General features: G+C 49.3%; 14 protein-coding genes and 1 pseudogene. 7 read left to right on the top strand and 8 right to left on the bottom strand.

Going from position 1 to position 14,752, the window contains the following annotated elements; genetic code table 11:
* Nucleotides 1-420 precede the first annotated feature (420 nt).
* Nucleotides 421-669, top strand: a complete 249-nt coding sequence (locus tag ACFL9S_RS03885; protein WP_405260371.1) for a hypothetical protein — start codon at nucleotides 421-423, stop codon at nucleotides 667-669.
* Nucleotides 670-689: 20 nt separating this feature from the next.
* Complete coding sequence (locus ACFL9S_RS03890) at nucleotides 690-1,367, top strand: hypothetical protein (protein WP_405260372.1); 678 nt, start codon at nucleotides 690-692, stop codon at nucleotides 1,365-1,367.
* 319 nt (nucleotides 1,368-1,686) lie between these two features.
* Here ACFL9S_RS03890 and ACFL9S_RS03895 read toward each other — a convergent pair whose 3' ends face one another.
* Nucleotides 1,687-2,490, bottom strand: coding sequence for a hypothetical protein (locus ACFL9S_RS03895; RefSeq protein WP_405260373.1), 804 nt, complete (start codon nucleotides 2,488-2,490; stop codon nucleotides 1,687-1,689).
* Nucleotides 2,491-2,588: 98 nt separating this feature from the next.
* Nucleotides 2,589-3,700, bottom strand: a protein-coding gene (locus ACFL9S_RS03900; RefSeq protein WP_405260374.1) for an IS3 family transposase whose coding sequence is annotated in 2 segments (ribosomal slippage) — nucleotides 2,589-3,439 and nucleotides 3,439-3,700 — 1,113 coding nt in all. Because the reading frame shifts where the segments join, the coding sequence is not laid out codon by codon here.
* Nucleotides 3,701-4,104: 404 nt separating this feature from the next.
* Here ACFL9S_RS03900 and ACFL9S_RS03905 point away from each other — a divergent pair.
* The gene (locus tag ACFL9S_RS03905; RefSeq protein ID WP_405260375.1) at nucleotides 4,105-4,632 is read left to right on the top strand and encodes a hypothetical protein; all 528 of its coding nucleotides are present in this window, start codon (nucleotides 4,105-4,107) and stop codon (nucleotides 4,630-4,632) included.
* Nucleotides 4,633-4,768: 136 nt separating this feature from the next.
* A complete protein-coding gene (locus tag ACFL9S_RS03910; protein ID WP_405260376.1) occupies nucleotides 4,769-5,395 on the top strand; it encodes a hypothetical protein in 627 nt (208 codons plus the stop codon).
* Nucleotides 5,396-5,472: 77 nt separating this feature from the next.
* Here ACFL9S_RS03910 and ACFL9S_RS03915 read toward each other — a convergent pair.
* A pseudogene (locus ACFL9S_RS03915) lies at nucleotides 5,473-6,591 on the bottom strand (IS3 family transposase).
* A gap of 518 nt (nucleotides 6,592-7,109) precedes the next feature.
* On the opposite strand from ACFL9S_RS03915, the gene ACFL9S_RS03920 reads away from it, so the two are divergent.
* The 3 genes from ACFL9S_RS03920 to ACFL9S_RS03930 are packed head-to-tail and all read left to right on the top strand — an operon-like array spanning nucleotide 7,110 to nucleotide 8,822.
* Nucleotides 7,110-7,493: an ArsC family reductase gene (locus ACFL9S_RS03920; RefSeq protein ID WP_405260377.1), complete on the top strand. Its 384-nt coding sequence runs from the start codon at nucleotides 7,110-7,112 to the stop codon at nucleotides 7,491-7,493.
* A gap of 2 nt (nucleotides 7,494-7,495) precedes the next feature.
* A complete protein-coding gene (dapE, locus tag ACFL9S_RS03925; protein WP_405260378.1) occupies nucleotides 7,496-8,623 on the top strand; it encodes a succinyl-diaminopimelate desuccinylase in 1,128 nt (375 codons plus the stop codon).
* 10 nt (nucleotides 8,624-8,633) lie between these two features.
* Nucleotides 8,634-8,822 (top strand): YpfN family protein, encoded by a 189-nt coding sequence (locus tag ACFL9S_RS03930; protein ID WP_062744795.1) that lies wholly within the window; start codon nucleotides 8,634-8,636, stop codon nucleotides 8,820-8,822.
* A gap of 99 nt (nucleotides 8,823-8,921) precedes the next feature.
* Here the strand turns inward: ACFL9S_RS03930 and ypfH are convergent, their stop codons facing one another.
* The 5 genes from ypfH to bamC form a co-directional block, all read right to left on the bottom strand.
* The gene (gene ypfH / locus ACFL9S_RS03935; protein ID WP_405260423.1) at nucleotides 8,922-9,608 is read right to left on the bottom strand and encodes an esterase; all 687 of its coding nucleotides are present in this window, start codon (nucleotides 9,606-9,608) and stop codon (nucleotides 8,922-8,924) included.
* Between the two features lie 82 nt (nucleotides 9,609-9,690).
* Complete coding sequence (locus ACFL9S_RS03940) at nucleotides 9,691-11,688, bottom strand: tRNA(Met) cytidine acetyltransferase TmcA (protein ID WP_405260379.1); 1,998 nt, start codon at nucleotides 11,686-11,688, stop codon at nucleotides 9,691-9,693.
* Nucleotides 11,689-11,693: 5 nt separating this feature from the next.
* Nucleotides 11,694-12,557, bottom strand: a complete 864-nt coding sequence (locus ACFL9S_RS03945) for a neutral zinc metallopeptidase (protein WP_405260380.1) — start codon at nucleotides 12,555-12,557, stop codon at nucleotides 11,694-11,696.
* Nucleotides 12,558-12,838: 281 nt separating this feature from the next.
* On the bottom strand, nucleotides 12,839-13,552 hold the full coding sequence (gene purC, locus ACFL9S_RS03950) for a phosphoribosylaminoimidazolesuccinocarboxamide synthase (protein ID WP_405260381.1): 714 nt from the start codon (nucleotides 13,550-13,552) through the stop codon (nucleotides 12,839-12,841).
* 161 nt (nucleotides 13,553-13,713) lie between these two features.
* Nucleotides 13,714-14,742 carry an outer membrane protein assembly factor BamC gene (gene bamC, locus ACFL9S_RS03955; RefSeq protein ID WP_405260382.1) on the bottom strand — a complete coding sequence of 343 codons (1,029 nt, stop codon included), beginning with the start codon at nucleotides 14,740-14,742 and terminating at the stop codon, nucleotides 13,714-13,716.
* Between the last annotated feature and the right edge of the window lie 10 nt (nucleotides 14,743-14,752).

A 14,752-nucleotide genomic window follows, 5' to 3' on the forward strand; every position in this document is an offset into this window, starting at 1 on the left:
GCCAAATTCAGTAAACCACTTCATTCCTTACTGTGAAGGCTGCCTGTTGGCGTGATCCGCTGTAGACTGTGTGCCAGGCGATTATTGACAGATAAAGGAACCCTATTCTCATGGCAGACAACACCGCAAAAAACACGTTAACCATGTACGGCATTAAAATATATGGTACTTAACACTAACTAATATCGATACTACTAACCTACTGATACTGATACTGATACTGATACTGATACTGATACTGATACTGATACTGATACTGATACTGATACTGATAAAGTAAGTTACTATTTATTTTATATTTAGTTCAAAGAACCAAAATGCTTAGCCTTACAGTTAAAACTACTAAATTTAGTAGTCCCGTTGTTCATCCGTAATGTTAGGATAGTTCTCAACTAAGGACGCTAAACACTCAGGAATACCATGTACAAACTTACCCTTTTAGTCCTGCCTTTCATGCTGGCAGGTTGTGCTCAAGTGCAGTATAACGATGGCGAAAAAGTAAGCATTCAATCTGATGCATGGTATGGGTTAGATAGCCTACAAAAGACTGCTAATGCAGCATGTGCTCAGTACGGCAAGAGCAAGGCGACTTACCATCATAGTGCAAACATGAACCCGCACTTACCCACCGGACAAGGTGTACAAAACACTATCTGGAAGTGTGAGTAGTACTAAATCAGGGAATGGCTATGAAAATAAAAAAATTAATCATTAATATGATAGAAAGTCTTAGGCTATCTCATCTAATCTGCCTTGCGACAGGAATCATGATACCAATTTATGCCGATACTATCTTTTTATTGAAGATCGACAGTAGCTTAATATCTGCAATTATGGATACTGTAACGGCTGTTGTTGCTGTAATGGCAGCAATTAGTGTCAAAGACTGGTTAAGTGAAAAAGTAAAATCAAAAGCAGTTGATCATGCAACTTTATGCTTGAGAAAAACAGCAGAAATAAAATGTAGCTTAAATATCTTAGTTTCTTATACAACAGCAGCTTATTCTAGTGATATTACAGAAAAAAACCTTTTAAACAAACTATCTGAAGAACTTACAAAAAATTTCATACTTAACATGAACTCATTCTTTAATATAACAATCGAATTTGACGCATTGAAGCAGTGGAATTTATCAATTAGAAAAACCCAAGAAGACAATTTCAGGTCGTACCTGAAAAATATAAAAGAAATCCTTGATATCACCAATACTCTAATAAAGGATTTCTCTAATTTAGACATAACCAATCGAAATAAACTATGGAGCGAAAACAACAAATCACTTCATGAAAAATATCAAGACTTGAAAGACTGTCATGACAAGATGACCATTCCCTTCGATGATTTCTTCGAATACGTTGATAAATGACAGCAAGTTAACGAAAAACAATGCACATAATTCTTAAGCACTATTAAATGTAATAGGCGAAATAAAATGACAGATGATGAATTCAAAGAGCAATATCCACCATCTCAGTTCGATTATGTTCGCACTGGTAAACGAACAAAAGGACATATGGGACAAACTGAGATCGAATATTACAACATCATTGATAAATCCACTGGAAAAATAGTACGAAATGCAACATACACTGAACATACGAATGTTCGAGGACTAGATTCTTCAGAGTATTGGGACTGAACTTTACCCTAACTAAACACCTGGTTTATCAGGTGTTTGGCTTTACTCATTTCAATGGCATGATCAAATCTATTAATCTACCGTTCCGATCAGTCAACAACCTCAATGAATTAATGAATAATCCCCTAGTTGAGATCATATTATCAAGAGTTCTTTTAAAATCCGATAATCTTTCCTTAGAAGAAAAGAAATCATTTAATATAGCCTTCACATCAGCAATATCAGCAGCATCAGATTTATATCTTACCGTTGGAAACTCCCTATCACCTTTAAAATATATGTCTTTAGATGTAAAAAAGTCGTTCATTAAATTATCAAGCTGAAACCTAAAAACATAGAGTTCATCGACCAAATGATTAATATTATCAAATTCAACCAACTTATCATCACAGAAATCCCACCCCAGGAAACGAATTCTTTCTATGGCATCATGAATATCATAGACGGAATCTCTTACGTTATCGATGTCTCTATTGAAGCGATGGTAACTCAAAAAGAAATCAATTGTATCTTTATCATTAAAGAAGTCATCTGAAGCCTTAGACGGTAATTGAAACTCAAATATCATAGGAAGGAATTTGAATATGGATTCATTGCATTTATCAAGAGTATCAAACTTCAATTTATGTCCTTCCTCTGGGATTTTCCCATCAGTCAAAGCCTTCTTCCAATCCCTAGCAATATTAACACCCTTAATTGCAGCATAAGCAATTAGGATGTTAATAAAAACAGAAACCCAATCGGTAATCTTCACTTCTTTATGTGAGCTTGGAAATGTGGCAGATATTGAAAATAAAAAAATCAGTACAACTGATAAGACACTAATACAGTCTATAAATTTAAATTTCACGTTAACCCTTGTTTTATTAGTTTCCACCAATCAAGATTATCAGTACTTTCCATATATCGGCAAGCGGAATTGGCGGTAGTACTGTAAGTACACCCGTTTTAGTTCCACGCACTTTTTGAGATTTCCGGGTTTTCAGTTATCAGCCGGTATTCTTCCGGCGTAAGGTTATTCAGGGATTCATGAGGGCGCTCGCTGTTATATTCATTCAGCCAGCGTTCTGTGATTTCCCGTGCTTCATTCAGCGTTCTGAACAGATAAAAATCCAGTATTTCGGTCCGGTACGTTCGGTTAAACCGTTCGATAAAGGCATTCTGCGTGGGCTTGCCGGGCCTGATAAATTCCAGCATCACACCATGTTCTTCGGCCCATTGCGCCAGAGCCAGGGATATCAGTTCCGGTCCGTTATCCATCCGCATCTTCAGCGGATATCCACGGTTTGCCACTATCCTGTCCAGCACCCGGACGACACGCTGCGCCGGGATATTCAGGTCAATTTCGATAGCCAGTGCTTCACGGTTAAAATCATCAACGACGTTGAAAGTCCTGAAGCGCCTGCCGCACACCAGCGCATCGTGTATAAAATCGATGGACCAGCTCTGGTTCATCGCCTCTGGCGTCGCCAGCAGAGCCGGATTACGCACCGGCAGGCGCTGTTTTCCCTTACGGCGAAAATTCAGTTTCAGCAGGCAGTAAATACGGTGAACCCTTTTATGGTTCCACCTGTTGCCCTGCCTGCGCAGCACCTGAAAAAGCTTTTTAAATCCGTATCGCGGATAGCGTTCAGCCGCCTCAGTCAGCCTCTGGATCACCGCTTCATCACGTCGCGTATCCGGTTGATAACGAAACACCGTCCTGCTCAGCGATAACGTCCTGCATGCCTGGCGTATGCTCATCGTAAACTGCGTGGTCAGATAGCTAACGAGCTCACGCTTTATCGCTGGTTTTAAAGCTTTTTTTCGATGACGTCTTTCAGCGCCCGGCATTCCAGACTCAGGTCCGAAAACATCTGTTTCAGTCGACGGTTTTCATCCTCAAGATCCTTCATCTTTTTGATATCAGAGGCTTCCATGCCGCCGAACTTCGCTTTCCAGTTGTAGTACGAAGCCTCAGAGATCCCGGCCTCGCGGCAGACATCCTTAACGGTGCGTCCGGCTTCGACGGACTTCAGAACGGCGATGATCTGGTGTTCGGTGAATCGTGCTTTACGCATGGCGATCTCCTCCGGGGATATAATCAGTATGCCGGAAGATCTCTAAAAGTGAATGGGCCGTTTTGGTGGGGTACTTACACTTGTACCGCGTTGATCACTTCCTTCGCGTACTGTGTAAGTACACTGAGTTCAAACAAGACATCCTTGCTCGTATTCAGGTAACTCCAGATGTTGTGTATCTGTACTGTTCGATAATCCCTATCCTCAACTGTGAATGAATTAGTGTCAGTGCTACTGATCCTTACTTCATCTGTGACGTACAAGAAGTAGTACTTATCTTGTGTTTTGTTATATTCGATTCTTAACATGGTAAATCCTCATATGTATCATGAAATATTTATCATAGACCTATGAAATTAAATGGTTTTGTGGTATCAATCTAGTTTTAGGTTAAGGGATAGACCATGAACACAGAACCTGAAGTCATTAATCTCGGTTTATTTTTAAACGAATTTAACAAAGAATCTGATCGTGGTACTGTTCTACTTGCAGCTTCAATACTCGATGAATGGTTATATGACATCTTAAATACATATCTTATTGATGGTAAAAGCAAGGAATCATTACTTAAAGGATTTGCATCGCCTTTAGGAACCTTTTCTGCACGTGCTTCTATGGCTCATTCTCTTGGCTTGTTAATGGATCATGAACTCGAAGAAATCAGCATATTACGAAAAATTCGTAATGAGTTTGGTCATAGTTGGGTCGGAGTTTCCTTTGAAAGTCCAAAAGTAAGTTCCTTAATGGATAAGCTTCCTTGGCTCGGGCCTGATGAAGTACCACAAACGGCTAAAAGTAAATTTTCATTTTTTGTTGCCATATTTTTGTGTGATCTTCTGTATAGAAAACGCCTTGTATCCTCGGTTAAGTTACAGACACGAAGCTGGGGTAACACAGCACGAAATAAAATAATCGGCAAAAATCAAAATTAAAGGTCAAGAAATGATACTTAAGATATATAATGCCTTCTTAAAAATCTCAATATCAATCCTGTTAGTACTTTCATTATGGCTCGTTGTTAATGGTGCATTAAAAAAATCCAAAGGGCATTTTGAATTCGGAAACCTGATGGACTTTTTCAATACATTAGGAACATTAGGGACACTGTATGTGGCATTTCTTGTGTATAAAAATGCACCTAACTGGTTTCATCAAAAGATGGATGAACATGCATTTACTTTAGCTAAAGAACTGATAACAGACTTACATCCAAAACTATTCATGAGTAACAGAAAATTCAACTCAATATTAGAAGACCACACTACTTATTATTATCATAGCAATTATGATGACGCTTATAATTATTTCACTTCAACCCTTAATGAAAAAAAACTATCTTATCAACAAAATCATGATTTAATGTTTAAGATAAAAACCACCATTGATTCATTAGAAAAGCTAGGTTGGAAACTAAAATCACCCTCCCAAACTTATCATAAAAAATTCCTTAGAGATTTAATCCATTTTATTAGTACCCTGAAACAAATTGACAATGCGATAAAGAAAATAGATGAATTAATCTCACATTCCTCTTCTGATGAGGATTTTAATAAAATAGAGTCGAAAAAAAGAGAGTTTTTTGAAATGTTGAAAACACTTGTTACGTTTGATGAATGCGAAAAGTCATATAAAAGTTTTATTGGCTCAGCAAATCTAGTTCCTGATTACTTTGATATAACAAATATCAAAACCTGATCTTTGAATTAGTAGTACTCAAGCATCCTTGGGTACTTCTACATTATCTGACCTGCCCCCAGGATTAGATACAACACTCAGTTAGTAATGTCGGATCCTTCACTCTCAGAATTACCCTTTCTCCAGGCCGCCGCAAATTCAGACGGCGTCTGATAATTCAGCGCGGAGTGCGGACGGCACTCATTATAATCCTGACGCCATTCACTGATAGTTTTCCTGGCATGACTGACGTCACTGAACCAGTGTTCATTCAGGCACTCATCGCGAAAGCGTCCGTTAAAACTCTCAATAAATCCGTTCTGTGTCGGCTTGCCGGGCTGGATAAGCCGCAGCTCCACGCCATACTCAAAGGCCCATTGATCGAGCGCGCGGCAGGTAAATTCCGAGCCCTGATCAGTTCTTATCGTCGCCGGATAGCCGCGAAACAGCGCAATGCTGTCCAGAATACGCGTGACCTGCACGCCTGAAATCCCAAAGGCAACAGTGACAGTCAGGCATTCCTTTGTGCAGCCATCGACGCAGGTAAGGCACTTGATCCTGCGACCGGTGGCCAGTGCATCCATGACGAAATCCATCGACCAGGTCAGATTGTGCGCCACCGGGCGAGCAGCGGCAGACGCTCTGTTGCTAGCCCTTTACGACGTCGTCTGCGTTTTACACCCAGCCCGCTCAGATGATAAAGGCGGTACACGCGCTTGTTATTAACATGAAGCCCTTCACGGCGCAGTAACTGCCAGATGCGGCGATAGCCAAAACGCCTGCGCTCCAGTGCCAGCTCAGTGATGCGCCCTGATAAATGTGCATCAGCAGCTGGGCGCTGAGCGTCATAGCGGCAGGTCGACAGGGACAAACCTGTGAGCCTGCAGGCACGACATTGCGACAGACCGGTCGTATCACACATTAACACCACGGCTTTCCGCTTCTGGTCTGTCGTCAGTACTTTCGGCCCAGAGCCACCTGAAGTGCCTCCTTATCCAGCATGGCTTCGGCAGCAGCTTCTTGAGTCTGGCGTTCTCTTCCTCAAGCGACTTCTGGCGTTTAACCTCGGGCACTTCCATGCCTCCATACTTCTTACGCCAGGTATAAAACGTGGCATCAGAAATGGCATGCTTGCGGCAAAGTTCACGGGGGGATACCCCGGCTTCAGCTTCGCGGAGAATACTGATGATCTGTTGGTCGGAAAAACGCTTCTTCACGGGGATATCCTCATGTGGCTTATGAAGACATTACTGACATCGGGGTGTACTAATCAACGGGGAGAATGTCATAGACTTTAGACAAGACTCTTCGTAAGAACGTTCGGCGGTCATGGTCGCAAAAGTTAGGCTATTAGAGTGCTTGCGGCTAATGATAAGCCGCTTCTCAACATCATGTAGTTCGATTTGAGCACGATCTAATTTAGAAATGTACTCGACACACTTGAAAGGGTTTTCGAGAGAGCACCAATCGAGACTTTCAACGATGAGTACCGATCCTTTCGCTATGTCACCATCATTAACACGCTTGAGAAATCGTCCTAACCCCGCACTTTCATGCAAATATTCAGCTTTGAATGCTGAACGCCCTTCATCGATAGCTAGCTCATAGTCTGGATCGAAATCCTCTACTGGGGCATTATCTCCAAAATATTTAGTGAGCAATGCTTCCTTACGGTTGAGCCTCTCGCAAGGTATCTGTTGCTCTGAACTTACCCTTTAAAGAGGTAACTTTTTTTATGTCTGACAACACCGCAAAAAAACCGCTGACCATGTACGGCATCAAAAACTGCGACACCATCAAAAAAGCCCGTAAATACCTGGAAAGCCAGGGCGTGAACTACCAGTTTCACGATTACCGTGCAGACGGGCTGGATGAAGCGTTACTCCAGCGCTTTATCGATACGCTCGGCTGGCAGGCGCTGCTCAATACCCGTGGCACCACCTGGCGTAAACTGGAAGAGTCAGAGCGTAATGCGGTGGATAATCCAGCAACTGCGCTGACGTTGATGCTGGCACAGCCCGCAATCATCAAACGCCCGTTGCTCTGTGCGCCAGACGGCTCTATGCTGCTGGGCTTTAGTGAAGCCACCTATATGCCGTTTATCCAGGAGAAGTCATAATCATGCACTGTCCGGTCATTGAGCTGACGCAGCAGCTTATTCGTCGCCCTTCCCTCAGCCCTGACGATGCGGGTTGCCAGGCGATTCTGATTGCCCGTCTCCAGGCGCTGGGTTTCACTATCGAACCGATGAATATGGGCGACACGCTGAACTTTTGGGCATGGCGCGGCGAAGGCGAAACGCTGGCGTTTGCCGGCCACACTGACGTGGTGCCGACTGGCGATGCCAACCTTTGGATTAACCCCCCGTTTGAACCGACGATCCGCGACGGTATGCTGTTTGGCCGTGGCGCAGCCGATATGAAAGGTTCGCTGGCTGCGATGACCGTTGCCGCTGAACGCTTTGTAACAGCACACCCGAATCACAAAGGGCGTCTGGCTTTCCTGATCACCTCCGATGAAGAGGCCAGCGGGACTCATGGCACCGTTAAGGTGGTGGAAGCGCTGATGGCGCGCAACGAACGCATGGACTACTGCCTGGTGGGTGAACCCTCCAGTACCGAAGTGGTGGGCGATGTGGTTAAAAACGGTCGTCGCGGCTCGATTACCGCCAATCTGACGATTCACGGCGTTCAGGGCCATGTGGCCTATCCGCACCTGGCCGATAACCCGATACATCGGGCGATGCCTGCGCTGAACGAGCTGGTTGCTACCGAGTGGGATCGCGGTAATGAATTCTTCCCGCCGACCAGCATGCAGATTGCCAACGTTCAGGCCGGCACCGGCAGCAACAATGTCATCCCCGGTGACTGTTTTGTGCAGTTCAATTTCCGTTTCAGTACCGAACTGACCGATGTGATGATTCAGCAGAAAGTGCAGGAACTGCTCGATCGTCACCAGCTGCGTTACAGCATTGAGTGGAAACTCTCTGGACAGCCGTTCCTGACCTCACGCGGTAAGCTGGTTGATGCGGTGGTCAACGCGGTTGAGCACTATAATGAAATCAGGCCGGAACTGTTAACCACTGGCGGCACCTCTGACGGACGCTTTATTGCCCGTATGGGCGCACAGGTTGTGGAACTCGGCCCGGTGAATGCCACCATTCATAAAATCAATGAGTGCGTTAAAGCCGCCGACCTGCAGCTCCTTAGCCGCATGTACCAGCGGATCATGGAACAGCTGATCGCATAAAGGTGAAATGATGGAATTTATAAAGCACTACTGGTGGATCCTGGTGATCCTGCTGATGATTGGTATTCTGATGAACGTCTACAAAGACCTGAAGCGTATCGATCACAAAAAGTTTCTCGATAACAAACCCGAGCTGCCTCCGCATCGTGATTTCAACGATAAGTGGGATGACGAAGACGACTGGCCGAAAAAGAAATAACGCCATTAAAAAACAGGGGCCGATCAAAACAGATGATCGGCCCCTGGGGCGTTAATTCCAGAGGCGATCCTTCTTTTCCGGTCCGCCCAGCCCCACCTGTCACATCAATGCCACAACATCTTCATCGCCCGGTTTACTGCCGCTAAACGCTTCATCAAAGTAGCGGCGCGGCACGGTAAACTGCAGGCGATCGAGCGCAAACTGCATCGCGCGGTCATCAATGGCATGGGGAAGATCGGGGGCAATATCCAGTGTGACATCGCCCCCGATCGCCGATAACCGCTCCTCAGCATCCAGCGCATGGGTCAATGGCAGCACAGTATCATTATCGCCGTGGATCAGATGGATAGTGGTGCGTGTGCCCGCCTGCTGCGGCAGCGTGGCATAGCGGCCGCTAAACGCCACCACCCGCCCTGCCAGCCCGCTCTGCGCCTTCACCGCTTCCAGCACCATCGTCGCACCCTGAGAAAAGCCAATCAGCGCCGTTGCGTCTGCTTTAACGCCGCTTTGCTGCTGCCAGTGGCGAACGCTGGCGATAAATCCGTCCATCGCCTCCGTTACAGCCAGCTGTAGATCGGCCGCAGACGGATCAAACCACTGAAATCCACCCTGCGTATCCTGCTCCGGCCCGCCGATGCTCACCACCAGCGCGCGGGGAAATGCCCCGCTAAACCAGCGGCCAATTTCACTCATGGCAACCGGATTGTCGCCCGCAGCGTGATACAGCAAAAACAGTTGGGTCGCAGGTAACGACGGGTTCTGGACGACAACATGGTCATATTTCATCATGATCTCCTTAGTACAATAAGACGATCATACGCCCCTCAGTGATAATGAAAACGGCGTATTTTTGACAATGATGTTGGATTTATTGCAATGAGTTGACCCACTGCTCGTGCTGTTGTGCCCGTGAGGCATCCAGCCCGATCAACGCCTGCTGCACTTCCTGCCGCCACGCCACCAGCAAGGCTTTGCGCCCACCAAGAACGAATCGGGTGCAAATATCGGACGCGGATTGCCCCTCCAGCAGGGCAGCATGCAGAAGCGGCAGCGTGCCTGTATACTGGCCGACCAAACGCCCCAGCGCAGCAAAGCTGGCCTCAAAGGGCCGTTGTGCCCAGGCGAAACCGGACAACTCCTGCCAGTCATCATCCGTCAGCGTCAGATCCCTCTGGTCTGTCAGCGGTAGCTCCTGCGCATCGACCTGCTGGCGCAGCCAGTAACCGTCGCGTGCCAGCCGCTGTGTCAGACAGGCGGTCAACTGCCGCCCCGCAGAACTGATCGGCAGTACAGCCATCGCCGCGTAACAGCCGCTGCTGGCTTCACGCTGGCTGCCGATGCGCACCAGCTGGAAACCACAGCGCTGCCAGAAACGCCACAACGGTTCGGTAAAACCAAAGCTGACGGAGAGATAGTCCAGTTCTTGTGTCTGCTCAAGCGCATGGGCGATCAGCTGCTGACCAATGCCGCGCCCACGCAGCAGCGGTGATACAGCAATGCGGCTGATACGCCGTGAACGCAGCTGCGGCGCAACCAGAGAACCGCCGTGGGCCGCCAGCGACTGAGCAACCAGATTACCGCGCGGACGGCGTTTGCCTGCCCACACCGCCGCTGCCAGCTCCGCAGATAGTCCACCTTCATCGACCAGCCACAGCGCGCCCTGCACGCTCTCCGCCTGCGTGGCCACCAGAAAATGCATGCCCGGTGCATCCATCATGCGGCGCAGATCCAGCGGCGAGGTGCGATAGTGTGCGCTGGTCAGCAGTTGATAGATCGTCGCCATACGTTCAGGCTGCCGCAGCCAGTCATCCTGCTCCAACGCGCTGTAATGTACTGCGCCCTGCAGCGGCTCAGCGATACCCTCCTCGAACAGCAGCATCCCGGCGACAATCTGCTCCAGAGGATCGTTAGCCGCCCAGCGCAGAGGCTCTGCAAGCTGGTAGTGCGTCACCGCAGGCAGCGAGGCGCAGAACTTCAGCATAAAGCCACGTCCGGTGCCTTCGTAACCCTGCACGGTGGTGGTCAGCAACACCCGGGGAAATAACGCCACCAGCCGCTGCAACAGCGGTGCCGGAATGGCGGCCGCCTCATCGATCAACAGCCAGTCAATGCCAGGCGCAAGCTGTTCTGCTTCTGCCAGTAACCGGTCCGGTGCCACAAACTGGAAGTGATCTCCGGCAAACTGCGCCAGCACGTCCGTGGACACCCGGCCGGGGGCGGTCACCAGACAACGCCCCGGCCAGCGGGCCGCCAGCATCCCCGCCAGTGCGGATTTGCCGCGCCCACGGGCGGCGGTCAGGGCATAAATACCGGGGGTGGCATTGAGAAGCTGCGTGAGGATGTCCTGCTGTGCGCGGTTATCCGTCTGCCAGTCGGGCTGGAGTGCAACAGAAGAAAGCGTTCGGGGGAAATGCTGGCGCCACAGCTGCACGCGCGGATCGGCCAGTAACGACCGTTGAACATGATGAACAAAACGCGTGCTGGCGCAGGGGCTGTCTCCTTCACTCCAGCGCAGTGAATCGGCATCCGGGCGCTGCGCCCAGCGTTCCCATTCGGGCACCAGCAGCAGCAGCCAGCTACCGGCACGCAGTGTGCCCGCCAGCGCGGCAAAAGCCTCGGCATGGAAACCGTCGCGGGCATCAAACACGGCGTGGCGGAACTCGCGCCCCAGCAGCGTGCGGATAGCCTGCGGCTCACAGCTCAGCCTGGGGTTCTCGGGTTTCCCCACCCACAACCCGTCGCCGGACAACTGAAGCATCACATCCGCAGCCTGCTGTGCGCACCACGCAGCTTCACCGCTGATCACCAGCAGACGACGCCAACCCTGTCGTTCAATCTGAGCCGTTGCCGTTATCAGGTCATGCACCTGCGTTAACCCGCAAAGGTATTACACTGGCCAGGATTGCCGCTGTCGAAACCTTTCTTAAACCAGGTATAACGCTGCTGCGAAGTGCCGTGTGTGAAGCTGTCCGGCACCACCCGGCCCTGGCTGCGCTGTTGCAGACGGTCGTCACCAATGGCCTGAGCAGCATTGAGCGCCGACTCAAGGTCACCGGTTTCCAGTATATTTTCCTGCTGCATATAGTGGCCCCAGACGCCGGCAAAGCAGTCAGCCTGCAGCTCCATTTTCACGGACAGCTGGTTCACTTCGGCCCGGCTGACATTCTGTTGCAGCTGACGCACATTTTTATCGATGCCCAGCAGGTGCTGAACATGGTGACCCACCTCATGAGCAATAACATAGCCCTGGGCAAATTCGCCACCCGCTCCCAGCTTATGGGTCATTTCGTCATAGAAAGAGAGGTCGATATACACTTTACTGTCTGCCGGGCAGTAGAACGGCCCCATTGCCGACTGTCCGCTGCCGCAGGCGGTTGACGTCTGGCCGCGGTACATCACCAGCGTGGGCGGCTGCCAGGTTTTATTCATTCGCTGGAACAGTTTCTGCCAGGTGTCTTCCGTCAGGGCGAAAACGGTACGGGTAAACTGTGCCGCTTCATCTTCTTTCGGCGTCACCCGACGCTGTTGCTGCTGAGTGGCCTGTGACATGGCGCTGCCATCCCCGGTCAGCAATGGGGTCAGGTCGTAGCCGTAGTAGCTGGCGATTGCCACCAGGATCAGCAGAGCGATGCCCCCTTTGCCACGGGGAATACGGATACGCCCGCCACCAACAGTCCCGGATTCGTTACGGCGATCTTCCACATTGTCGCTTTCGCGACGCCCTTGCCAGCGCATAAATTCTCCCTCGTGATAATCACAACAATATATCAGTCGATTTTAGTCTGACGCAGCGGGGAACACCAGAAAACGCGGGAAGCAGAAAAAACATATACCCTAAATAATTCGAGCTGAAGGAAGGCGGCAGGGAAGGAATCCCGATGAGCTTACACTTGTTAAGTGATTCGGGTGACTGAGTGCAGCCAACGCACCTGCAGCTTGAAGTATGACGAGTATAACGAAAAAGGCCAGGCAAGCCTGACCTTTTAATCACGGGGCGGATAAACCGCGCCGGGCAATCAGTCCAGCTTAACGCCCAGACGATTCGCCACTTCTTCGTAAGCTTCGATCAACCCGCCCAGGCTCTGGCGGTAGCGATCTTTGTCCATCTTGTTCAGGGTTTCTTTATCCCAGAGGCGCGCACCGTCCGGGGAGAACTCATCACCCAGTACCACTTCGCCGTTGAACAGACCAAACTCCAGCTTGAAGTCGACGAGGATCAAACCCGCATCCGAGAACAATTTTGTCAGGACGTCGTTCGCTTTGTAGGTCAGCTCACGCATACGGTCCAGGTTCTCTTTGTTGACCCAGCCGAAGGTCTCACAGTAAGACTCGTTGACCATCGGGTCATGCTTGGCATCGTCTTTCAGGAACAGGTCAAACAACGGTGGATTGAGCACCAGGCCCTCTTCCACGCCCAGACGTTTCACCAGAGATCCGGCCGCACGGTTACGGATGACGCACTCCACCGGCACCATATCCAGCTTTTTCACCAGCGCTTCGTTATCAGAGAGCAGGGCTTCCATCTGTGTTGGGATCCCAGCTTCCTGCAGTTTTGTCATAATGAAATAATTGAACTTGTTGTTAATCATTCCTTTACGGTCAAACTGTTCGATACGCTCACCGTCCAGCGCTGACGTATCGTTACGGAATTCGAGTACCAACAGATCCGGGTTTTCGGTGCTGTAAACGGTTTTCGCTTTGCCGCGATACAACTCAGCTTTTTTCTGCATCTTGTTTAACTCCAAACGATATAAGTGACACTGTCAGGGCGGCGGTGCCGTCCCGTTAAAATTTTGCCTGGCGGAATTATATGTTCCACGGGTAAAAAACCGAAGCAATCGTTTACGTAATACCAAATAAAAAAGGCCAGAGAGTCTCTGGCCTTTCTGGCTTACTTGCTGAATGCGGCCTGGAACACCGCCACCAGCGCATCATTCTGCGACTGGGTCAGTGGGTGCCCCTTCGGATCAAGGAACTGCAGGCTACTACGGTTATCGAGGTCACCGACCTGAAGTTTGTAGTCACCGTTTTTCAGTTCAGGATCTTTGGCACCCAGTTCATCGAAGGTGCTGCTGCCTGGCGCTTTGTACGTCACGTTCAGGCTACCCTGTGAACGGTTGTTATCCGTGACTTCCATCCCCATACGGTTCAGAGTCGCTGGCAGACGCTGCCAGACAACATTGAATGGCGCACGCAGGATCAGGTTAGGCAGGCCGGTATCATCCGCACCACTCTGCACATCAATCTGCGTTGGGCTACGGCTGGCGGCTGCATCTTCACGGCCGGTTTCAATCTTATCCAGACCGGTGCTGATTTCATTCAACATCTGCGCGGTGTAACGCTGGATCTGCACCGGGGACGTGACCACTTTGTCCTGCTGCTGCAATTCCAGCAGTTTCACCGTCAGCGCCTGCTGACCGCCCTGCTGCTGAACACTTAACTGATAACGACCACGGTACTGGTTGTCTTCATCAGCACGGCTCCACTGTACCCAATCAGTTGTCAGTGACTGACGCGCATCCTGACGGTCGGCAATCGGGAACTTCGCGGCCTGCACCACATCAACCACCTGCGGCCAGAGCGCACCACGGGTATCGACCAGCAACGTACCGGTATTACCGGCAAACTGGCTACGCGTACCGTTCATCAGCGCCAGCGTCTGAGCAGGTGGACGAATATCTAACTGCTTACCCACCTGCCCTTTGCTGCTGACGTTTGGTATTTCAAAATCGCCATTTTGCAGCGGTAGGATCATGCCAGCAGGTGCGCGCAGATCGCTAAGATCGGCTGCCTGCAGGTAGGATTCGTCACCGCTCACCTGACGCTTGTAACGCTGGTCGTTAGAACATGCTGCAAGCAGCATCACCAACGACAGTCCCACCACTTTCGCTACCGTGGACTTTTGTACTGAGTAAGCCATTAATTCTCCC

Origin of the sequence: Erwinia sp. AnSW2-5 (assembly GCF_045107195.1) — a bacterium.
Lineage (GTDB): Bacteria > Pseudomonadota > Gammaproteobacteria > Enterobacterales > Enterobacteriaceae > Erwinia.